Below are 20,102 nucleotides of genomic sequence, written 5' to 3'. Positions count from 1 at the left end.
GACAGGAAGAACCCTTCCTGGGAACAGGGTGATGGCCGAGCAGGTCGGCTGGGTGAAGGGCGCGGCCGCTCAGGCCGGCTGCAGTCGCGGCTCGACCCAACCGGTCTCGGTCAGGTGCACGAGCACCGCCCGGACACACTCCTCGACGGTCGTATCGCTGGTGTCCAGCACCAGGTCGGCGTCGGTCGGCGGCTCGTACGGGTCGTCGATGCCGGTCATCCCGGTGAGCTGGCCGGCCCGCGCCCGCGCGTACAGGCCCTTGCGGTCACGCCGCTCGCAGACCGACAGCGGGGTGGCGACGTGGACCAGCACGAACCCGGCCCCGGCGGACCGGGCCATCTCCCGGGCGGTCGCCCGGGCCCGGGCGTACGGCGCGATCGGGCAGCAGATCGCCAACCCCCGGTGCCGGGCCACCTCGGCGGCGACCCAGCCGATCCGCCGGATGTTCAGGTCCCGGTCGGCGGCGCTGAAGCCGAGACCGGCGGAGAGTTCCCGGCGGACCACGTCACCGTCGAGCAGGGTGACCGTCCGGTCCCCGCTCTCCCGCAGCGCGTCCGCCAGTCCCCGGGCGATGGTCGACTTACCGGAACCGGACAGGCCGGTGAAGAAGAGCACCAGGCCCCGGTGCCGGCGCGGCGGCCGGGCCCGGCCCAACTCCTTGGCCACCGCCGGCGGGGTGTGCCACTCCGGCAGCGGGAAACCCCGGTCCAGCAGGTCGTCGACCTCCTCCTGGGTCAGCGCCAGCCGCCGGTTCCGGGGTGGGACGTCGTCCTGCCACCGCCACTGGCCGTCCCGGTTGTCGTACGCCAGCTCGCGCGGGACCAGCATCCGCAGCCCGCCGCCGGTGAGCATCTCGGTGGTGGAGAGGACGTGGGTCACCCCGTACGCCCGGGCCACCCGGGCGCGCAGCAGGGCATCCCAGATCTCGTCGCCGCGCCGGGCCATCGGCACCGCGACGATGGTGGCCGGCGGCATCCGGTCCCGGGCGCCGAAGACGCTGCGGACCAGCACCTCCGGGGCGAGGCCGTCCGGGCTGCTCTCCGCCACCGGGATGAGGACCAGCAGGTGCGCGGCGAGGGTACGGACGGCGTGCGCGATCTGCGCCAGCTGGGGACGGTGCAGTGGCCGGTCGGCGATCACCCCGAGCACCCGGCCCGGGGGCAGCAGTTCCCGGACCTCGGCCGGGGTCCGGCGCAGCCGCTGGAACGGGCCGTGCCCGCCGTCGCCGATCCGGCGTACCGGGCCGCCGACGCCGTACCACGGTTGCCGGGTCGGCCAGATGTCGGTCACCTCGAGCAGCGCGGTCGGCGCCCCCTCGGGGTCGGTGAGGATCAGGCCGCGTTCCATCGGGTTGTTCGGGTCGAGTCCGCTGACCACCTCGGCCGGGACCTGCAGGGTCACCGGCACCGGCCACGGGGTGGCGTCGGCGAGTCGCCCGCGTCGGGCCACCGAGGCCAGGTCGGCGCGGCCCATGAAGCCGGCGAGCGGGGCGTACGCTCCGGAGAGCAGCAGCTCCAGATCGGCCAGCTCATACGGGCGGGGCGTGTACGCCGGAGCGTCACGCAGCAACTCATCGGGCAGCACCCACCCGTTGCTCATCGCACCCCCAACTCCTGGCCGGCACACAGTTTCGCAGCCGTTCGTCGATCGGTCGAGACCGGCCACTCCCGATTGGACGCTTCCCGGGCACCGGGGCGTCGTTGATCGGCAACTATGAGAGGTTACCCAACGGTGTGGAGTTCGGCCGCGCCGAATGACACCGAAAAGCGTTTGCACCAGATGGAGACGCTACGGAATTCGTGAAGGTCGGTACCGGTCGGGATGGGGTACGCCTGGTCACCGCGGTTGCCCTTCAGACGGCCCAGCTCGACCCACCGGCCGTCGTCGAAGACGCGCCAGCCGGCGGTGCCCTCCCGTACCGGCTGATCGGTCAGCCAGACCCGGAGGTCCGGCCCGTCGGAGGTGTCCAGACCGACCAGTTCGAGACGGTGCCGGCCGTCCGGGTCGCGGACGATCCGGGCCGTTCCGGTGGTCCGGTGCTCGTGGGTGACGAACTCGCCACTGCCGACCAGGACCGGCCGGGTGGACCCGGGAGCGGGCGGGCCGGAGGTGACCGTCCCCGACGGCGACCCGGCGGGGACGGGGCCCGTGGTCCCGGGCGACCCGGAGGGTTCGGGGGCGGTCGCCGGGACGGGCTCGCTGAGCGGCTCCGCCACGGTCCGGTCGACGACGATCTTCCACGGTTGGAACCAGTACCCGCCGACAACGGCGACGGCCCCGAGCACGGCGACGGCGACCCAGGTCAACGGTGCGCGGAGCAGGCGACGCGACATGGGGGCCAGTCAACCAGCCCGCCGGTCCGGCGCGCGGCCCCCACTTCTTACCGTTCTCTTACCCGTGCGGGTCCCGCCGAAATGGAATCGGGGTTCTCCCAGGGTCTGTCCCGGACCCCGGAAGGAGACTCCGGCACCTACGCTGACGGCGTGACACTGATCGCGACCCAGTCGCTGACCAAGACGTACGGCAACGGGGTGACCGCGCTGGCCGACCTGACCGTCGGCATCGAGCCGGGCATCGTCGGGCTGGTCGGGGCCAACGGGGCGGGCAAGTCGACCTTCATCAAGATCATGCTCGGCCTGCTGGAGCCGACCGCCGGTCAGGTCCGGGTGCTCGACCTCGACCCCACGGTCGACGGACACCAGGTCCGGTCCCGGGTCGGGTACATGCCCGAGCACGACTGCCTGCCGCCGGACCTGTCGGCCGCCGAGTTCGTCACCCACATGGCCCGGATGAGCGGACTGCCGAAGACCGCCGCCCGGGAACGCGCCTCCGAGACCCTGCGACACGTCGGCCTCTACGAGGAGCGCTACCGCCAGGTCGGCGGCTACTCGACCGGCATGAAACAGCGGGTCAAACTTGCCCAGGCGCTGGTCCACGACCCGGACCTGCTGCTGCTCGACGAGCCGACGAACGGGCTCGACCCGGCCGGCCGGGACGCCATGCTCGGGCTGATCGACCGGATCGGCAGCGAGTTCGGCATCTCCGTACTGGTCTGCTCGCACCTGCTCGGCGAGGTCGAGCGGATCTGCGACGCGCTGGTCGCGATCGACGGCGGCCGGCTGCTGCGCTCCGCCCAGCTCTCCGACATGACCACCGCGACCGAGGTGCTCTCCGTCGAGGTCAGCGAGGGCACCGACGAACTCGCCGCCCGGCTGGCCGCGGCCGACCTTCCGGTACGGCGGGAGGGCCGGCTGCTGCTCGTGCCGCTCGCCGACGACACGACGTACGACCTGATCCTGACCGCGGTGGCCGAACTGGACCTGCCGTTGCACCGGCTCGACCAGCGTCGCCACCGGGTCGCCGAACTCTTCGCCACCGGGCCGACGGTCTCGCCGCCGACACCACCGGGTGAGCTGACCGGCGCCGGCACCAGCGGAGGGGGTACCCAGTGAGCCAGCCGACCGGAGTCATCCACGACATCGGCTACCAGCGTTACACCGGGGTGCGGCTCGGCCGCCGCCACCTGGTCGGCACGCTCTACCTGCACGGACTGCGGGCCGCCTTCGGACTCGGCCGCAGCGCCAAGGCGAAGATCTTCCCCTGGATGATCGTCGGGGTGGTCGGCGCGATCGCCGCCGTGCTGACCGCGTTCCGGGCCCAGACCGGCGAGCCGGTGATGAGTTACGCCGAGTTCCCGCAGACGCTCACCATCCTGATCATCTTCTTCTGTGCCATCGTCGCGCCGGAACTCGCCTCCCGTGACCTGCACAGCGGAGTGCTGCCGCTCTACTTCGCCCGACCGCTGCGTCGCGGCGACTACGCGCTGGCCCGGCTGGCCGCCCTGGTCAGCGCGACGTTCCTGCTGCTGGCCGGCCCGCTGACGGTGATGTTCGCCGGAGCCGCGTTCGGCGCCCCCCGGATCGGCGCGGTCTGGGACGAGTTCGTCGACTACCTGGCCGCGCTCGGCTACGTCGCGGTGCACGCGGTGGTCTTCTCCGTACTGGCCCTGCTGGTCGCCGCCCTGTTGCGGCGCCGGGCGGTCGCCGCCGGGGCGATCGTCGGCGCGTTCCTGCTCACCACCCCGCTGTACGGGGTGCTGATGGTGCTGCCGTACGAGCGGGCCACCCAGCTCGCCGGCCTGGCCAGCCCGGTCACCCTGGTCGGCGGGATCGGCGACTGGGCGTTCGAGTCCGGCGGCGACGTCGGCATCGGCGGCTACGGCCCGCTGTACGCCCTCGTCGCGCTGCTCTTCGTCGCCCTCGGGATTCTGCTGCTGGCCCGCTACCGGAAGGTCGCCGCAAAGTGACAATGGTGGAGCTCACCGGGGTCTCCCGGTGGTACGGCAACGTGGTCGCGGTCAACGACGTCACGATGGGTCTCGGCGCCGGGGTGACCGGGCTGCTCGGTCCGAACGGCGCCGGCAAGACCACCCTGCTGCACATGATGGCCGGGTTCCTCGCCCCGTCCCGGGGCACCGTCACCCTCGGCGGCGAACCCACCTGGCGCAACCCCGGCGTCTACCGCAGACTCGGCCTGGTCACCGAACGCGAGGCGGCGTACGACTTCCTCTCCGCGTACGAGTTCGCGCTGGCCAGTGCCCGGCTGCACCGGCTGCCCGATGCCGAGGCGGCGGCCCGGCGGGCGATCGAGACGGTCGAGCTGACCGAGGCGCAGGACCGCCGGATCGGCACGTACTCCAAGGGCATGCGGCAGCGGGCCCGGGTCGCCGCGGCGCTGGTCCACGACCCGGAGGTGCTGCTGCTCGACGAGCCGTTCAACGGGATGGACCCGCGGCAGCGGATGCACATGATGGAACTGCTGCACTCACTCGGCGACGCCGGCCGGACCATCCTGTTCAGCTCACACATCCTGGAGGAGGTCGAGCAGGTCTCCGGCACCGTCCAGGTGATCGTCTCGGGTCGGCTGGCCGCCTCCGGCGACTTCCGTACCATCCGCCGGCTGATGACCAACCGGCCGCACGTCTTCGCGGTCCGCTCCACCGACGACCGGCGGCTGGCGGTGGCGTTGATGGGCGAGCCGTCGGTGAACGGGGTCGAGATCGACCGCGAGGGCCTGACGGTACGGGCCGGCGACTACGGCAGCTTCACCCGGGCACTGCCGAAGATCGCCCTGGCCTCGGGGATCCGGGTACGCCGGCTGCTCCCCTCGGACGAGTCCCTGGAGAGCGTGTTCTCCTACCTGGTGGAGGCCTGACCAGTCATGTCTACCGTTTCCTGGATCACCGCGCGCGGGCTCTTCGGCCGCCGTCGGTTCCTGCTGCTCTTTCCGCTGCCGCTGCTGGTGATCGGGCTGGCGGTGCTGGTCCGTTGGGCCGGGGTCGCCGCCGGCGAGTGGGCTCCGCCGATCGTCTTCGGCCTGGGGCTCGGGGTGATGCTGCCGGTGACCGCGCTGATCGTCGGCACCGGTGTACTCGGCTCCGAGATCGACGACGGGACCCTGCTGCACATTCTCACCAAGCCGCTGCCGCGCTGGCAGATCATCCTGCCGAAGCTCGTGGTGGCGGCCGGGGTGACCGCCCTGGCCACCGCCATCCCGCTGTACGTCGTCGGGGTGCTCGCCGACTCCGTACGTTTCGGGTTGGGGCTGGCCGCCGCGAGTGCGGTCGGCGCCCTCGTCTATTCGGCGATCTTCCTGCTGCTCAGCCTGGTCACCCGTCGGCCGGTGCTGCTCGGCCTGGTCTACGTGCTGATCTGGGAGGGGCTGCTGACCAACGTGATCAGCGGGACCCGGGTGCTCTCGGTCCAGCAGTACGTGCTGACCCTGACCGACCGGATCGCGCCGACGGCGCTGCTGGACAGCACGGTCTCCGTGCCGGTGGCGTTGGTGATGGGGGCGATTTTCACGGTCGGCTGCACCGCGCTGGCGATCGACCGGCTCCGCTCGTTCAGCGCCGCCGGCGAGACGAGCTGACCGGGCGGCTTGGCCTGGCCGGGCTGACCGGACCCGTCAATCGGCTTCCGGGACCCAGTCCAGCCAGGTCGGGGCGTCCCGGAAGCCCTGCCGAATCTTGCGATCAAGACGCGTCCTGCTCCTGTGAACCCGGCCGCACCCTCCTAACGATCATGACCGGAGGGCCCCTGGCAGGTTACCGGCGCCTACCCTGGACCGGTGCGGGCGATTCTGATCTCGGGTGTGCCGGGCGCCGGGAAGACCCGGACCCGGCCGTTCGCCGTGGTGCAACTCGTGCCCGACCTGGCGGTCGTGGCCCGCCGGGACGCCGGCCGCGACAAGCAGGTCTTCGCGCTCTGGCAGCACCTGGACGCCGAACTGCGGACGCGGATGCCGCGGGTCGGCCTCTGGCTGGACAGCACCGACCTGTTGGCGGTCGAGACCGTCGACCGGATCGAGGCGTCCCTCGACGAGGCTGTCGTCGCCTGAGTCGTCGGCGGCCCCCGCCGATGACCCGGCGCCGCCGTAGCGCGCCGGCTCAGCCGGTGTTGCGCATCCCGGCGGCGATGCCGTTGACGGTGGTGAGCAGGGCCCGCTCCAACGCCGTACCGTCACCGGGGGCGCGCCGGCCGCCCGGCGCGGTGGCGATCGCCCGACCCGCCGCGCCCGAGTCGCGGTACTGCCGCAGCAGCGCCACCTGCAGGTGGTGCAACGGTTCCAGGTAGGTGTCCCGGACCGCGAGGGTGCGCTGCAGCACCGGCGAGTTCTCCAGCAGCGCCGGCGAGTTCGTGATCGCCAGCACCTCACGCTTGGTCAGCTCGTACTCCGTCTCGATCATCTGGAAGATCGGGTGCAGCTTCTTCGGGACCAGCGTCTCGACGTACCGCCGGGCGATGTTCAGGTCGGTCTTGGTCAACATCATTTCGACGTTCGACAGGAACGTGCCGAAGAAGTGCCAGGCCCGGTGCATCTCGCAGAGGATGTCGCCGTGCCCCGCCTCCCGGGCGGCGGCCAGCCCCGAGCCGACCCCGAACCAGCCCGGCACGATCTGCCGGGTCTGGGTCCAGCCGAAGACCCACGGGATCGCCCGCAGCCCGGCCAGCCCGGCGCCGGTGTTCGGCCGCTTCGCCGGCCGGGAGCCGATGTTCAACGCGCCGAGCAGCTCGGTCGGGGTGGAGGCCCAGAAGTACGCGGGGAGGTCCGGGTTCTCCACCAGCGACCGGTACGACCGGTACGCCGCGTCCGAGACCACGTCCATCGTCGAGTTCCACCGCTGGAGCGCCTCGGCCGGCTGACGCGGCTCGGTGTGCAGCAGGGTGCTCTGCAGCACCGCGGCCAGGGTCAGTTCCAGGTTCTCCCGGGCCAGCGACGGCAGGGTGTACTTGTCGGAGATGACCTCGCCCTGCTCGGTCACCTTGATCTCGCCGTCCAGGGTGCCGTACGGCTGGGCCAGGATCGCCTCGTGCGTCGGCCCGCCGCCCCGGCCGACCGTGCCGCCCCGGCCGTGGAAGAGCCGCAGCCGTACGTTGTGCCGGGCCGCCACGTCCCGCAGCGCGCGCTGGGCCCGGTGGATCGACCACTGCGAGGTGGTGATCCCGGCCATCTTGTTGGAGTCGGAGTAGCCGAGCATCACCTCCTGCACGTCACCGCGGGCCGCCACGATCGCCCGGTACGCCGGCAGCGAGAGCATCTCGTCCAGCAGGTCACCGCCGGCCTCGAGCTCGTCCGGGGTCTCCAGCAGCGGGACGAAGCCGATCCGGGCCCGACCGGTGTGCACGTCGACCAGACCGGCCTCCCGGGCCAGCACCACGGCGGCCAGTACGTCGTCGACGCCGAGCGTCATCGAGATGATGTACGACTCGATCACCTCGACGCCGAACCGTTCCTGGATCTCCCGGACGGTGCCGAAGACGTCGAAGGTCTTGCGGGCCGGCTCGGTCAACGGGGTGTCCATCGTGGACAGCGGCCGACGGCCGGTCAGCTCCTCGGCGAGCAGCTTGGTCCGGTCGGTGCGGCTGAGCGCCGAGTAGTCGGGCACCTCGCCGACCTGGGCGTAGAACTGGGCCAGCACCGCGTGGTGCGCCTCGGCGTGCTCCCGGATGTCCATCGTCGCCAGCTGCGGCCCGAACGCGGCGACGGTACGGATCACCGAGGCGAGCCGGCCGACGGCGGTGAGCTGCCCGGAGTTGCGGGCCAGCGAGGCGCGCATCAGCTCCAGGTCGCTGAGCAGGTCGGCGGTGCCCCGGTAGTCCCGACCCGGCACGTGCGGGGTGGCCTGGTTGAGTCGGCGCCGGGTGTTGGCCAGCTTCGCCTTGATGCACCGGGCCTTGAGCCGGTACGGCTCCTCGGCGTTGACCCGGCGGAACCGGGCCGCCACCTCGGGCAGCGCGTCGAGGTCCTTGGCGAGGCTGGCGGAGAGGTCCAGTGAGACGCCACGCAGTCGGCGGGAGACCGAGACCTCGTTGATCACCGACTCCATCGCCGCCTCGGTGGCCTGGATGCCGTGCTCGTACTGGATCAGCAGCACGTCCCGGGTGACCTGCGGGGTGACGAACGGGTTGCCGTCCCGGTCGCCGCCGATCCAGGTGCCGAAGGTGAGCGGCCGGGCGGTCGGGGCGGTCTCCACACCGAGGCCGCGCAGCGTGTCGGCGAGGTCGTCGAGGACCTGCGGGGCGGCTTCGGCGTACAGGTCGCGCAGGTAGTAGATGGCGTTGCGGGCCTCGTCGGTCGGGTCCGGCCGGTCCAGCCGCAGCTCGTCGGTCTGCCAGAGCAGGTCGAGCAGTTCGGCGAGGCGCCGGCTGGCCGGGCCCTCGTCGGTGGCGCCGTACAGGACGGCGGCGGACGCCTCCGCGTCGAGCTGGTCGGCGACGGCGCGCAGCTTGGAGAGGATGGACCGGCGGGCCGCCTCGGTGGGGTGGGCGGTGAAGACCGGCCGGACGGCGAGCCGGCGGGCGGCCGCGGCGATCTCCTCCGGCGGCACCCCGCGCTCGCGGATCAGCCGGGCGGCCTGGTCCAGCCAGCCGCCGTGGGTGGCCCGCTGCCGGCGCAGGTCCCGGGAGCGGTGCACCTGCTCGGTGATGTTGGCCAGGTGGAAGTAGGTGGAGAAGGCCCGGGCCAGCTTGGTGCCGGTGGTCACGTCCATCGCGGAGAGCCGCTGGGCCGCGGCCTCGGCGTCGTGCCGGACCAGGGCGCGGATCTCCTCGACCAGGTCGAGCAGCGGGGGCCCCTCCTGGCGCGCGAGGGTCTGGCCGAGCAGGCGGCCGAGGCGGCGGATGTCGGCGCGGAGGGCGGCGTCGGGGCCGTCGTGATCATGCTGGTCGGTCACCGTGCGCTCCTTGATCGAGTACGGAGGACAGCGTTGTCCGACACCGTGGATCGTATCCGCGTCGGGCCGCTTTCGGCGCCTGGACCCTACGCCGATCCGGTCATGCCCGTCCCGCTGACCACCCGGATGAGCTGGAATTCACCGTTCCCCGCCCGGCTGCGCCGTTCTCCGGTGGCAGATAAGTGATCACGCTCACTCGCCTTCGGCCTCTCCCTCCGGCGGGGAGACGGTCGTCGGCCGGGCCGCTGATGATCTGAGCACCATGGACCTCAAACAGGGCTCGTAAGGTATCTGGTGCGCAGATCATCTGCGCGGACTCCGCCGTTCGCTGAGGGCCTGGGCGACCTGCCGGACCACCCGGCCCGGAGACCGGAGTACGTCGTCGGCGGTGAACCGGAGCACCAGCCATCCGGCCGCCCGCAGGGCGTTCAGCCGGGCGACGTCCCGCCGGAAGTGAGCCCGTTCCCGGTGGTGGTCACCCTCGTACTCGAGCGCGATGCGTAACCGCGGGTAGGCCAGGTCAACCCGGGCGAGGAAGCGGCCCCGGGCGTCGTACACCTCGTGCTGGGCCGTTGGTGACGGGAGCCCGGCGTCGTACAGGACGAGCCGGAGTCGGGTCTCCATCGGTGACTCGCTGAGCGGCTCGGCGAGCGGCAGCAGTTCCCGCAACTGGGCGGTGCCCGGTCGGCGGGGATGGGCCGCGAGGTAGGCGGCGAGATCCGACAGCCGCACCACCCGTCGGTTGAGCAGCGCGTCGACCGCGACCAGCGCCCGGGTACGACCCTCGGACCGGTCGGCGTCCCAGTCGGTGGCGACGCCGTCGGTACGGCGGACGGAGCCCGCGAAGGCGGACCGGCCGAGATCGAACGCGGTCCGTACCCCGGTGGTGACCGGGAGCCCGGCGAACCGGGTCACATCGTCGGGCGCCAACCTGTGGTGAGCCACGACGATCCGGTCGCGGTGCCGTGGTCGGGCCGCTTCGGGCAGTACCACGAAGACCGGACTCTGCCGGGGCAGCAGGTCGACGCCCCAGAGGTAGGCCGCGCTCGGCCCGGCGAGCGCGGCGCCCGGTGGCAGGGTGAGCGCGACCGCGTCACACCACATCCGATGGTCGTCCGGCCGGTAGCCGTCCTCGTGCACGTAGACGTCCGGTAGCAGACGCCGCCAGCACGAACTGCGGAGCATCCGCCGGGTCAGCAGCCCGGCGGTGATCGCCCGGTCGGCCGAGAAGGGCAGGAATGCCAGCTCCCTGGGCACGTGTGGGGCTCGGGGCATCCGCACAGCGTGCCGGAGCCGGGCCGTATCCGCAGCCCCGTGTCGGCCCGGCGCCCATGGCGGACCCGGCGCGGCACCGCGGCTGGGTATGACCGGCCTGCCCGCCCCATTGACCAGGCCGGGCAGGAACCGGCCCGGCCCTCGCGCCGTGCGGTTCCTCCGGGTCGGCGCCGGGGGCAGAGGTGGTGTGGAAGCTGCGGGCCTCCCCGAGCAGGTCCGCGCACCTCCGCACCACCTCCGGTGACGTCCGTGTGACGTCCGACGGACCGACCTCGACCGGTGGTCGGGGGCAGTACCTGGACCCATGCTCCCGGGTCGGTCGACCAGGTGCGTTGAACATCTGTGCTCGGTTCGCCGGGTGGGTGTGGCGTGGGGAGTGGTCCGTCTAGGGTGCGGTGGCGAGGAGTTCCCGCAGCTGGGCCGGTGAGTGACCGAGCTGACGGCGGAGCGTACGGGTCAGGTGTGGCTGGTCGGCGAAGCCGTGTTCGGCGGCGAGCGTGCGCAACGTGTCGAGGTCGTCGCCGGCCAGCGCGGTCAGCACCGCCCGGGTCCGGATCTGGCTGCGGTACGTGGTGAGACTCTGTCCGGTGACCCGGTGAAAGACCCGGCTCAGGTGGTGTGGTGAGCAGTTGACCTGTCGCGCCAGTTCGGTGAGGCCGAGAGCGTAACCCCCACCGGTGATCACCTCACGGGTCCGGTTCACCAGCCGCCGGTGCGCGGCGAGCGTCGCCGGTCTGCGACCGACCGTTCGGGACAGTTCGTCGTCAGGTCGGTCCGTCGCGCCGTCGGAGGCGCCGGTGGCCAGTAGTCCATCGAGCAGCCGGTGCAGCCGTTCGGTGAGTGCGAAGCTGTCGACACCGCGTACGCAGTCCGTGATCAGGGTCCGGTGGGCGAGGTCGAGCCGGTCGGAGACCCGGCCGTCCCAGCCGGCCCCGGTCAGCCACCGCTCGCCGTCCGACCGTTCGGCGAGCACCCCACTCTCGATCTCGATCGCGGTGTAGGTGTCACCACAGGTCAGGGGATGGGAGACGACGAGGTCGTCGGCCGGGCCGGTGAGCAGTGCCGAGGTCGGGTCGGCGAACCGCTCGTGTCCGTTGAGTCGACGCAGGTAGCCGCCGGAGCGGGCCAGGTTGATGGTGAAGGCGCCGGTCGACCGGGCAGCCCGCCAGGCGCTTTCGACGTTGGCGCACCGGACCTCGTAGAAGAGCATGCCGTCCGGACGTCCGAGTCCACGCCACCGGGCCTGGACCCGGTCGTTGTCGGCATCCAGGTAGTCGTGCCAGTCGGGCATTTTCGCCTCCCGAGGTAGGAACACTCCGGCCAGCATGACGGGTTGTCGTCGACCAACTTTTGGCCCGTTGTATCGGGATCGCGCAACCTGCCGGACGTTGCGGTGTTTCGCGAACCGCGACGGCCGAGCGGCGAGAAGGACGCAACCGCCACGGGTGCGCGATCCCGGAGGCGGACAGACAAGGCTCGGCGACGACCCAACCGAGTACGGCGAACGACGACTCAACCGAGTACGGCGAACGACGACTCAACCGAGTACGGCGAACGACGACTCAACTCAACCGAGTATCGCGAAGGCGCGGACCGGGAAGCTACCCATTCCCGCCACCAGCGGCGGAACGGCGGTGAACCGGAAACCCTCCGGAGGGAGTGCCGCCAGCCCGCGCAGGTGCTCCACGATCGGGACCCCAGCCGCGAGCAGCACGCTGTGCGCCGGGCGGATGCCGCCGGCGGCCGGCGAGCTGTCGTCGATGTTCACCGAGTCGATGCCCACCAGGACCGCCCCGGCCGACGCCAGCCACTCCGCTCCGTCGGCGGTCAGGTACGGGTGCTCGGGAGCGCCGTACCGCTCCGTGCCGAAATGGGCGTCCCAGCCGCTGTGCAGCAGTACCGCCCGCCCGGCAACGTCGTACGGGGCCAGCAGCAACCGGTCGACCGCGCGTACCCCGACCGGTACCCGTACCAGGACGCCGGGCAGGTCGGCGAGCCGATCCAGGGGTACGCCGGCCAGGTCGGCGCCGTCCGGCCAGCGGTGCGACGGCACGTCGACGTACGTCCCGGTGTTGCCGACCATCGTGATCGCGGCGATGTGGAACTCGGTGTCGGGGCCGTACCGCTCTCGGGACGCCTCCCTGGTCAACCAGTCCGTGATTTGGGGGCCGGGCAGACCCGGATAGGTCATCATGCCGTCCCGGACGACGTGACTCAGCTCGACCAGCCGTGCGCCGGGAGCCGGTGCCGGGACGACGTGCCGGCCGCCCCTGTGCGGCTCGCGGATCAGCTCCTTCGCGGTGATCCGCACCTCGCCGACCATCAGCAGGCCGAGATGCCGGACGAAGAGGGACGCCAACTCGGTGTCGCTGATCTCGGTGCCCGGGATGTCGAGCCGGAAGTCATCCACCCGCAGCCCGCCACCGTTGACGAAGTCGACCTCCGCGTCGAACCGGACCCGCCACTGGTCAGCCATGCCGCCAAGCTGACCATGGGCCCTCGACCCCGTCAACGGCGGCTCAGGCCGGTGGTCTGACGAACACACCGGCGCCGGGCGCGCCGTCGACCAGGCCCCGCGCCTTTAGCCAGTCGATCGCGGAGCGGACCACCTGACGGGACACGTCGAACTCCGCGCACAGTTCGGTACCGGAGGGCAGCTTCGACCCCGGTGGGTACTCGCCCGACTCGATTCGTTGGGTCAGCGTGTCGATCAGCTGTTGCTTCTTCGTGTACGCAGGCATGAGCGGCTGGGTCCGCGGTCAGGCCTGGTCTCGTACGAATACTCCCGAGCCCGGGCGACCCTCGGTGAGGCCTTCTGTCTTCAGGATCAACATCGCGTTACGGATGACGGTCTCCGATACCCCGTGTTGAGCCTTGAGTTGGCTGATCGATGGCAACTTGTCGCCCGGCTTGAGCTGACCAGCGGTAATGCGCTCGCGTAGCTCACGGGCGATTCGTTCGTAGGCGGCCTCGTACGGCATGGCTTCTCCCTGGGTGGCCTGCCTATGAGATCACGCTTCCTCCTACTACCTCAAGTAGGCATTGACCGGGGGTAGGATCCTGTCCTAGGTTGTCTTCATGCTGGCTCGCCTGGGTGGCACCGATCGGGCCGGTCGAGGAAGAGAAGAAGAATGGGCGGCCCGGAGTGGAGGTGGCACTCCTGTCTCCGGGCCTTGACCGGGAAGGAGCCCCGGCCCATGAGTAACGTACCCAACCCTGCTCATCCACCATGGTGTCGGCACGGGCCCGACTGTGCATCCGGTGGCGATCTTCATGTGTCGACGCTGGTCCGGGTCGCCCCTCGCGGCGACGAGGTGATTCAGGTGGCCGCCGGGTTGTGGCGGATGGACGTCGGGCCTTGTCAGCCCGGCGGGGTGTTGCTGGAGTTTTCCGTTGGTGAGGACGCCGATCGCTGGCCGATCGACTCGGCTCAGGCGCGCGTCCTCGTAGCGGTGCTCGTCGATCTGTTACGGCGGGCCGACGTCGAGTTTCCGCAGGCAGCCTGACCGGTAGCCCGGGGCGGTCGATTCTCGGTTGCCCGCGCCCGGGCCGGCCCGGATCATCTGATCATTCGCCAGTGGTCGGTCGGTGGCAGCCATGGCAGTCGATCCGGCCCGCTGAGGGGGTGGCGCATGAGCAACTCGTACGCCCATCCGATCCTGCGTACGACGGACCTGGAGCGGGCGCACGCACTGGCCCGACGACTGGTGGCGCTGGCCGGCCGGGACTACTTCGTGCCACGGGTACGGATGCATGCGGAAACCCGGACCCATCAACTCGGCCGCTACCTCGCGGCGATCCCGGACGGCCGGTTTGATCTGGCGGTTCCGGGGGAGCTGGCTGACCTTGCCCGCCGGATCCTCGGCCCGTACGTCAAGCCGCAAGATCTTCAAGCGCGGCTTCGTGACGGGACGCTGTGGCTGTACCCGGTGTTCAACGCCGAGTCGGTGGCGGCCCTCGGCCGACTGCCAGAGCTGCCGTGCGAGGTCGAACTCACTCATCAGCCGGTGGGGACGGTCGAGGAGCGTTTCCTTGCCGTGATCGGCCCGGACCCGGCCGAGGTGGTGTGGGAGGACGTCACCTGGCCGCCGGTCGAGGAGCTCGAGTTGTGCACCTGGGAGGTGAAGCACGGCAATATCCAGCTCACCCTCAACGCCGCCGGGGTCTTCCAGGAGAGGCCAGCGGACGACCACACGCTGTACGTGCACGTTCGCTGGGGTGACGAGCGGCGTGCCCAGTGGCTGGCCGAGCAGGTCGGGTTGAAAGTGATTGGACCTCCGGAAACCGGCTTCTAGATCACCCCATCGCCCGATGCCCCGGCTCGCCTTCCGGCTGGAAGCATCCACCCGGTTGCTGCGGCCAGTGGCCGGGGTCTGTCGGGCGCAGGGGATAGGCTTGGTCCGGGTGTGAGGAGGGGACCCTGCCTCCGGCGAGATGCGCTGAGAGGGGACCTTTCCGCACACCTCAGACCCCCCGTCCGGATCGGGCGCGGGGCTCGTTCTGCGTGCCCAGGTGTTGTGGCAAGAGGGTGTGATCATGGCCGTGCTTACCGGGTTGTTGGCTGCCGCGCTCCGGGACCGGGGGTTGGCGAGGGCGCGCGACCTGGCCCGGGCCGGCGGGCCGGACGCGGACGGGGTGGATCTGACCGCGCCGGCGGCGTTGCGGCCGTTTGTCGTCGCCGCCGTCGCCGCGACCGAGGACGCCGAGGACGCCGGGGGCGCGGGGCGGCCGGTCCTGGCGGTCACCGCGACCAGCCGGGAGGCGGACGATCTCGCCGCCGCGCTGCGCAGCCTGCTGCCGCCGGAGCAGGTGGTGGTCTTCCCGGCCTGGGAGACGCTGCCGCACGAGCGGCTCTCGCCCCGCTCCGACACGGTCGGGCGGCGGCTGGCGGTGCTGCGCCGACTGGCGCACCCGGAGTTGGACGAGCACGCCGGGCCGGTACGGGTCGTCGTCGCGCCCGTCCGGTCGGTGCTGCAGCCGCAGCTCAAGGGGCTGGGCGACCTGGAACCGGTCCGGTTGGCGGTCGGCGCCGAGGCGGAGCTGGAGCAGGTCGCCCGCCGGCTGACCGACCTGGCGTACGCCCGGGTCGACCTGGTCACCAAGCGCGGCGAGTACGCCGTCCGGGGCGGCATCCTGGACGTCTTCCCGCCGACCGACGAGCACCCGTCCCGGGTCGAGTTCTGGGGCGACGAGGTGGAGGAGATCCGTACCTTCGCCGTCGCCGACCAGCGGACCATCGAGGCGGTACCCGCGATGTGGGCGCCACCGTGCCGGGAACTGCTGCTCACCGAGGAGGTGCGGCAGCGGGCGTTCGCGCTGTCGGTGGAGCATCCGGAGCTGGCCGAGATCCTGGACAAGCTGGCCGAGGGGATTCCGGTCGAGGGGATGGAGTCGCTCGCCCCGGCGCTGGTCGGCGCCGACTCCCTCGAACTGCTGCCGCACTGCATGCCGGCCGGCACCCACGTCCTGCTCTGTGACCCGGAGCGGATCCGGACCCGGGCACACGACCTGGTCCGTACCTCGGCGGAGTTCCTGGAGGCGAGCTGGGCCGCGGCCGCCGTCGGTGGCCAGGCCCCGGTCGACCTCGGCGCCGCCGCGTTCAAGACCCTGGCCGAGGTACGCGCCACCGTCGCCGCCCTCGGCCAGCCCTGGTGGTCGGTGTCGCCGTTCGGGTTGGCGGAGGCCACCCACGGGCCGGCGGCCACCGTCGCGCCGTGGGAGGTGGAGCCGGAGCCGGAGGTGACGGTAACCCCGGACACCGGGGAGGCGTTCGCGCTCGCCGCCCAGCCGACCCCGCTCTACCACGGCGAGACCGCCCGGGTGGTCGAGGACCTGAAGCGCTGGGCCGGCGACGGCTGGGCGGTGACCCTGGTCTTCGAGGGGCACGGTCCGGCGCAGCGGGCGGTCGAGGTGCTCCGGGACGCCGGCCTCGGCGCCGCCACCGTCGAGGAGATCACCAGCGCCCCGGCTGACGGGGAACTGGTCGTCACCTGCGGCTCGCTCAACCACGGCTTCCTCGACCCGGCGGCCCGGTTTGTCGTACTGACCGGGCACGACATCACCGGCGGGCGGGGCTCGTCGACCCGGGACATGCGCAAGATGCCGAGCCGGCGGCGCAACACCATCGACCCGCTGGAGCTGCGGGCCGGCGACTACGTGGTGCACGAGCAGCACGGCATCGGCCGGTACGTCGAACTGGTGCAACGCGCGGTGAACGGCGCCGAGCGGGAGTACCTGGTCATCGAGTACGCCGCCAGCAAGCGCGGCCAGCCCGGTGACCGGCTCTTCGTCCCCACCGACCAGCTCGACCAGCTCTCCCGGTACGTCGGCGGCGAGACCCCGACGCTGCACAAGATGGGCGGCTCGGACTGGCAGAAGGCCAAGGCCCGGGCCCGTAAGGCGGTCAAGGAGATCGCCGCCCAGCTCGTCCAGCTCTACGCCGCCCGGCGGGCGTCCAAGGGGCACGCGTTCGCCCCGGACACCCCGTGGCAGCGGGAGCTGGAGGACGCCTTCCCGTACACCGAGACACCGGACCAGCTGGCGGCGATCGAGGAGGTCAAGCGGGACATGGAGCAGACGGTCCCGATGGACCGGCTGATCTGCGGCGACGTCGGCTACGGCAAGACCGAGATCGCGGTCCGGGCCGCGTTCAAGGCGGTGCAGGACGGCAAGCAGGTGGCGGTGCTGGTGCCGACCACGCTGCTGGCCCAGCAGCACTACAACACGTTCAGCGAGCGGATGGGACAGTTCCCGGTGGCGATCCGGCAGCTGTCCCGGTTCCAGACGCCGAAGGAGGCCGAGGCGACCCTGGAGGCCGCCGCCGACGGCAGCGCCGACATCGTGATCGGCACCCACCGGCTGCTCCAGGCGGCGACCCGGTTCAAGTCTCTCGGCATGGTGATCGTCGACGAGGAGCAGCGGTTCGGGGTCGAGCACAAGGAGCACCTGAAGTCGCTGCGTACCTCGGTCGACGTACTGACCATGTCGGCGACCCCGATCCCGCGGACCCTGGAGATGGCGATCACCGGCATCCGGGAGATGTCGACGATCGCCACCCCGCCGGAGGAACGGCACCCGGTGTTGACCTTCGTCGGGGCGTACGACGACAAGCAGGTCGCCGCCGCGGTCCACCGTGAGCTGCTCCGCGACGGTCAGGTCTTCTACCTGCACAACCGGGTCGAGTCGATCGACCGGGCGGCGCGACGGATCCGGGAACTGGTGCCGGAGGCCCGGGTCGCGGTCGCGCACGGCCAGATGGGCGAGGACGCCCTGGAGAAGGTGATGGTCGGCTTTTGGGAGAAGGAGTACGACGTCCTGGTCTGCACCACGATCGTGGAGTCCGGCATCGACATCCCGAACGCCAACACGCTGATCGTGGAGCGGGCCGACCTGCTCGGCCTGGCCCAGTTGCACCAGATCCGGGGCCGGGTCGGCCGGGGCCGGGAGCGGGCGTACGCGTACTTCCTCTACCCGGCGGACAAGCCGCTGACCGAGCACGCCCACGAGCGGCTGGCCACCATCGCCCAGCACACCGAGCTCGGCGCCGGCATGTACGTGGCGATGAAGGACCTGGAGATCCGGGGCGCCGGCAACCTGCTCGGCGGTGAGCAGTCCGGGCACATCGAGGGGGTCGGCTTCGACCTCTACGTGCGGATGGTCGGCGAGGCGGTGCAGGCGTTCAAGGGCGAGCGGCCGGAGGAGGAGGTCGACATGAAGGTCGACCTGCCGATCGACGCGCACCTGCCGCACGACTACATCGGGGTGGAGCGGCTGCGCCTGGAGATGTACCGCAAGCTCGCCGAGGCCCGCGACGAGGCGCGGTTGACCGAGGTGGTCGCCGAGATGACCGACCGGTACGGCGAGCCGCCGGAGCAGGTGGTCAACCTGGTCGCGGTGGCCCGGTTCCGGCTGCTCGTCCGGGCGTACGGGCTGACCGACGTGTCGATGCAGGGCAAACACGTACGGTTCTCGCCGCTGCCGCTGCCCGACTCGAAGCAGCTGCGGCTCAAGCGCTACCACCCGGACGCGGTCTACAAGGCGGCGACCGACCAGGTGAGCGTGCCCCGGCCGACGACCCGGCGGATCGGCGGCGAGCCGCTGCGGGACCAGGCACTGCTGGACTGGTGCGCGCAGCTGCTCCGCGACGTGCTCGGCGAGGTGGCAACGGCACCGGCCGGTACGTCGGGCCGCTGACCACGCGGGCCCCGACGCTCATCCGGCGTCGGGGCCCGGTCCCGGGCGGATCGTCAGCCGAGGATGCCGGCCTCGTCGAACTGGAACGCGGCGCGGACCGCCTGCAGGAAGTCCCGGGTGGACATCACCAGGTTGCGGACCGGCAGCCCGCCGACGACCCCGAGGTAGTGGTCGAAGCAGAACCCGTCGTGCCCGGTCGCGGCCGCCCGGAGCACCGCCATCTCGTCGTTGATCCGGTTGGCGAGTTGGAGCCTGGACTCCATGCTGGACGCCTGGTCGACCCGGATCAGGGTCATCAGCTGGATCCGGCGGCCGTCCGAACTGGCCCGCACCCAGCAGCTGATCCCGTCGGTGACCTCCAGGTCGCCGTCCTCGTCGATCGACGTCTCCAGGTACGCCTGGTCGAAGATCTGCCGCAGCCGTTCGGTCGACACGTTCTCCGGCGTGAGGATCTCGTCCGCCATCTGTTCTCCCGCTCTGTTCGAGTCCCGTTTTCCGCCCTGGCCCGACGCGTCACCCCGTACCGTCCGGGCACGGGGGAGGCGGGCCACCCACACTGGGTGCCGCACGATTGATCATCGTAGGGTCGGGCTCCGACAGGCCGGGCACGGAAGCGGGGTGGCCCGGCTGCGGCGGCTCGGCGACGCGTGAGAGAGTGTCGGGCATGCAGCGTGCCCGTCGTCTGGCTTCGATCGCGGTCATCGCCGTGCTCGGCACCACCGCCCTCTCCGCCTGCCGCTCCGACTCCAGCGTTGCCGCGTACGTCGGTGATCGGAAGATCACCGAGAACGAGGTGACCTCGGTGCTCGACGACGCGAAGAGCAAGGTGCCGCCGGACGCCACCGTGACGCCACCGGATCGGCCGACGGTGCCGGGCCAGGCCCGGGTGCCCAGCCGGCCCGAGGTGGTCGGCACCCTCCTGATGGCGGAGGTCTGCCGGCAGCTCGCGGCCGAGAAGGGCTTCCAGCCGGTGCCGCAGTCGTCGATGGACGCCAGCGTCCAGCAGCTCGCCCTCCCGGCGACCGCCCGGTACGTGCAGCTCTACACCGAGGTCAAGGCGTGCGAGGCCGGCATACCGGTACAGCCGGTCACGCCGACCCCGGAGCAGCTCGCCGACCTCGTGGCCCGGGGCCGGGCAGCCGATGTCATCCCGTTGGAGGCGAAGGACGAGGAGGCCGCCCAACAGCTCAACCAGGAGATCGTGCACCGGGCACTCGCCACCCGGGCCGCGCTGGTCGAGGCGCTGGCGGCGCGCGACATCACGGTCAACCCGCGGTACCAGCCGCTGGAGTACAGCGTGCTCCCGTTCGCCAACAACATGCCGGCGGTTGCCATGACGGTCGGTCCGACCGGCCCGGACACCATGGTCGACCCGCGCTGACCGGACCTGTCCGTTCAC

The 20,102-nt window shown here is 71.5% G+C and carries 18 protein-coding genes; 9 read left to right on the top strand and 9 right to left on the bottom strand.

Annotated elements, in window-relative coordinates; translation table 11 throughout:
* Window positions 1-69 precede the first annotated feature (69 nt).
* Complete coding sequence (gene cysC, locus ABGB21_RS09420) at window positions 70-1,599, bottom strand: adenylyl-sulfate kinase (protein ID WP_347651319.1); 1,530 nt, start codon at window positions 1,597-1,599, stop codon at window positions 70-72.
* Window positions 1,600-1,721: 122 nt separating this feature from the next.
* Window positions 1,722-2,333, bottom strand: a complete 612-nt coding sequence (locus tag ABGB21_RS09415; protein WP_347677350.1) for a DM13 domain-containing protein — start codon at window positions 2,331-2,333, stop codon at window positions 1,722-1,724.
* A 150-nt stretch (window positions 2,334-2,483) separates the two neighbouring features.
* On the opposite strand from ABGB21_RS09415, the gene ABGB21_RS09410 reads away from it, so the two are divergent.
* The 5 genes from ABGB21_RS09410 to ABGB21_RS09390 all read left to right on the top strand — a co-directional run bounded on the left by ABGB21_RS09410 (window position 2,484) and on the right by ABGB21_RS09390 (window position 6,399).
* On the top strand, window positions 2,484-3,452 hold the full coding sequence (locus tag ABGB21_RS09410) for an ABC transporter ATP-binding protein (protein ID WP_347651315.1): 969 nt from the start codon (window positions 2,484-2,486) through the stop codon (window positions 3,450-3,452).
* Window positions 3,449-4,306 (top strand): ABC transporter permease, encoded by an 858-nt coding sequence (locus ABGB21_RS09405; protein ID WP_347677348.1) that lies wholly within the window; start codon window positions 3,449-3,451, stop codon window positions 4,304-4,306. Before ABGB21_RS09410 ends, ABGB21_RS09405 begins: the two co-directional genes overlap by 4 nt.
* Before the next feature lie 2 nt (window positions 4,307-4,308).
* The gene (locus tag ABGB21_RS09400; RefSeq protein ID WP_347651355.1) at window positions 4,309-5,214 is read left to right on the top strand and encodes an ABC transporter ATP-binding protein; all 906 of its coding nucleotides are present in this window, start codon (window positions 4,309-4,311) and stop codon (window positions 5,212-5,214) included.
* 6 nt (window positions 5,215-5,220) lie between these two features.
* Window positions 5,221-5,931, top strand: a complete 711-nt coding sequence (locus ABGB21_RS09395; RefSeq protein WP_347651311.1) for an ABC transporter permease subunit — start codon at window positions 5,221-5,223, stop codon at window positions 5,929-5,931.
* Window positions 5,932-6,129: 198 nt separating this feature from the next.
* Complete coding sequence (locus ABGB21_RS09390) at window positions 6,130-6,399, top strand: hypothetical protein (RefSeq protein ID WP_347677346.1); 270 nt, start codon at window positions 6,130-6,132, stop codon at window positions 6,397-6,399.
* Window positions 6,400-6,448: 49 nt separating this feature from the next.
* On the opposite strand, the gene ppc is transcribed toward ABGB21_RS09390, so the two are convergent.
* The 6 genes from ppc to ABGB21_RS09360 all read right to left on the bottom strand — a co-directional run bounded on the left by ppc (window position 6,449) and on the right by ABGB21_RS09360 (window position 13,491).
* The gene (gene ppc / locus ABGB21_RS09385) at window positions 6,449-9,235 is read right to left on the bottom strand and encodes a phosphoenolpyruvate carboxylase (protein WP_347651309.1); all 2,787 of its coding nucleotides are present in this window, start codon (window positions 9,233-9,235) and stop codon (window positions 6,449-6,451) included.
* A 303-nt stretch (window positions 9,236-9,538) separates the two neighbouring features.
* A complete protein-coding gene (locus ABGB21_RS09380) occupies window positions 9,539-10,510 on the bottom strand; it encodes a DUF559 domain-containing protein (RefSeq protein ID WP_347677344.1) in 972 nt (323 codons plus the stop codon).
* Between the two features lie 385 nt (window positions 10,511-10,895).
* Entirely contained in the window at window positions 10,896-11,801 is a 906-nt protein-coding gene (locus ABGB21_RS09375; protein WP_347651307.1) for an AraC family transcriptional regulator, read from the bottom strand.
* Window positions 11,802-12,077: 276 nt separating this feature from the next.
* The gene (locus tag ABGB21_RS09370; RefSeq protein ID WP_347651305.1) at window positions 12,078-12,986 is read right to left on the bottom strand and encodes a cyclase family protein; all 909 of its coding nucleotides are present in this window, start codon (window positions 12,984-12,986) and stop codon (window positions 12,078-12,080) included.
* 43 nt (window positions 12,987-13,029) lie between these two features.
* A complete protein-coding gene (locus tag ABGB21_RS09365; RefSeq protein WP_347651303.1) occupies window positions 13,030-13,251 on the bottom strand; it encodes a winged helix-turn-helix domain-containing protein in 222 nt (73 codons plus the stop codon).
* Window positions 13,252-13,269: 18 nt separating this feature from the next.
* Complete coding sequence (locus ABGB21_RS09360; RefSeq protein ID WP_347651302.1) at window positions 13,270-13,491, bottom strand: winged helix-turn-helix domain-containing protein; 222 nt, start codon at window positions 13,489-13,491, stop codon at window positions 13,270-13,272.
* Between the two features lie 216 nt (window positions 13,492-13,707).
* On the opposite strand from ABGB21_RS09360, the gene ABGB21_RS09355 reads away from it, so the two are divergent.
* The 3 genes from ABGB21_RS09355 to mfd all read left to right on the top strand — a co-directional run bounded on the left by ABGB21_RS09355 (window position 13,708) and on the right by mfd (window position 18,703).
* Window positions 13,708-14,016 (top strand): hypothetical protein, encoded by a 309-nt coding sequence (locus ABGB21_RS09355; protein ID WP_347677342.1) that lies wholly within the window; start codon window positions 13,708-13,710, stop codon window positions 14,014-14,016.
* A 126-nt stretch (window positions 14,017-14,142) separates the two neighbouring features.
* On the top strand, window positions 14,143-14,805 hold the full coding sequence (locus ABGB21_RS09350; protein WP_347651300.1) for a hypothetical protein: 663 nt from the start codon (window positions 14,143-14,145) through the stop codon (window positions 14,803-14,805).
* Window positions 14,806-15,052: 247 nt separating this feature from the next.
* Complete coding sequence (gene mfd, locus ABGB21_RS09345) at window positions 15,053-18,703, top strand: transcription-repair coupling factor (protein ID WP_347651354.1); 3,651 nt, start codon at window positions 15,053-15,055, stop codon at window positions 18,701-18,703.
* Between the two features lie 53 nt (window positions 18,704-18,756).
* On the opposite strand, the gene ABGB21_RS09340 is transcribed toward mfd, so the two are convergent.
* A complete protein-coding gene (locus ABGB21_RS09340; protein ID WP_347651299.1) occupies window positions 18,757-19,167 on the bottom strand; it encodes a YbjN domain-containing protein in 411 nt (136 codons plus the stop codon).
* Window positions 19,168-19,367: 200 nt separating this feature from the next.
* Here ABGB21_RS09340 and ABGB21_RS09335 point away from each other — a divergent pair, with 200 nt between their 5' ends.
* Window positions 19,368-20,084: a hypothetical protein gene (locus ABGB21_RS09335; protein ID WP_347651297.1), complete on the top strand. Its 717-nt coding sequence runs from the start codon at window positions 19,368-19,370 to the stop codon at window positions 20,082-20,084.
* Window positions 20,085-20,102: the final 18 nt, after the last annotated feature.

The organism is Plantactinospora sp. B24E8, from assembly GCF_039871735.1.
Classification (GTDB): Bacteria; Actinomycetota; Actinomycetes; order Mycobacteriales; family Micromonosporaceae; genus Plantactinospora.
This window is presented reverse-complemented; position numbering and strand designations above follow the sequence as displayed.

Coding starts and splice junctions, on each gene's coding strand:
- ABGB21_RS09400 (WP_347651355.1), top strand. CDS start 4,309: ATGGTGGAGCTCACCGGGGTCTCCCGGTGGTACGGCAACGTGGTCGCG.
- ABGB21_RS09360 (WP_347651302.1), bottom strand. CDS start 13,491: ATGCCGTACGAGGCCGCCTACGAACGAATCGCCCGTGAGCTACGCGAG.
- ABGB21_RS09370 (WP_347651305.1), bottom strand. CDS start 12,986: ATGGCTGACCAGTGGCGGGTCCGGTTCGACGCGGAGGTCGACTTCGTC.
- ABGB21_RS09415 (WP_347677350.1), bottom strand. CDS start 2,333: ATGTCGCGTCGCCTGCTCCGCGCACCGTTGACCTGGGTCGCCGTCGCC.
- ABGB21_RS09395 (WP_347651311.1), top strand. CDS start 5,221: ATGTCTACCGTTTCCTGGATCACCGCGCGCGGGCTCTTCGGCCGCCGT.
- ABGB21_RS09350 (WP_347651300.1), top strand. CDS start 14,143: ATGAGCAACTCGTACGCCCATCCGATCCTGCGTACGACGGACCTGGAG.
- ABGB21_RS09355 (WP_347677342.1), top strand. CDS start 13,708: ATGAGTAACGTACCCAACCCTGCTCATCCACCATGGTGTCGGCACGGG.
- cysC (WP_347651319.1), bottom strand. CDS start 1,599: ATGAGCAACGGGTGGGTGCTGCCCGATGAGTTGCTGCGTGACGCTCCG.
- ABGB21_RS09380 (WP_347677344.1), bottom strand. CDS start 10,510: ATGCCCCGAGCCCCACACGTGCCCAGGGAGCTGGCATTCCTGCCCTTC.
- ABGB21_RS09375 (WP_347651307.1), bottom strand. CDS start 11,801: ATGCCCGACTGGCACGACTACCTGGATGCCGACAACGACCGGGTCCAG.
- ABGB21_RS09340 (WP_347651299.1), bottom strand. CDS start 19,167: ATGGCGGACGAGATCCTCACGCCGGAGAACGTGTCGACCGAACGGCTG.
- ABGB21_RS09335 (WP_347651297.1), top strand. CDS start 19,368: ATGCAGCGTGCCCGTCGTCTGGCTTCGATCGCGGTCATCGCCGTGCTC.
- ABGB21_RS09365 (WP_347651303.1), bottom strand. CDS start 13,251: ATGCCTGCGTACACGAAGAAGCAACAGCTGATCGACACGCTGACCCAA.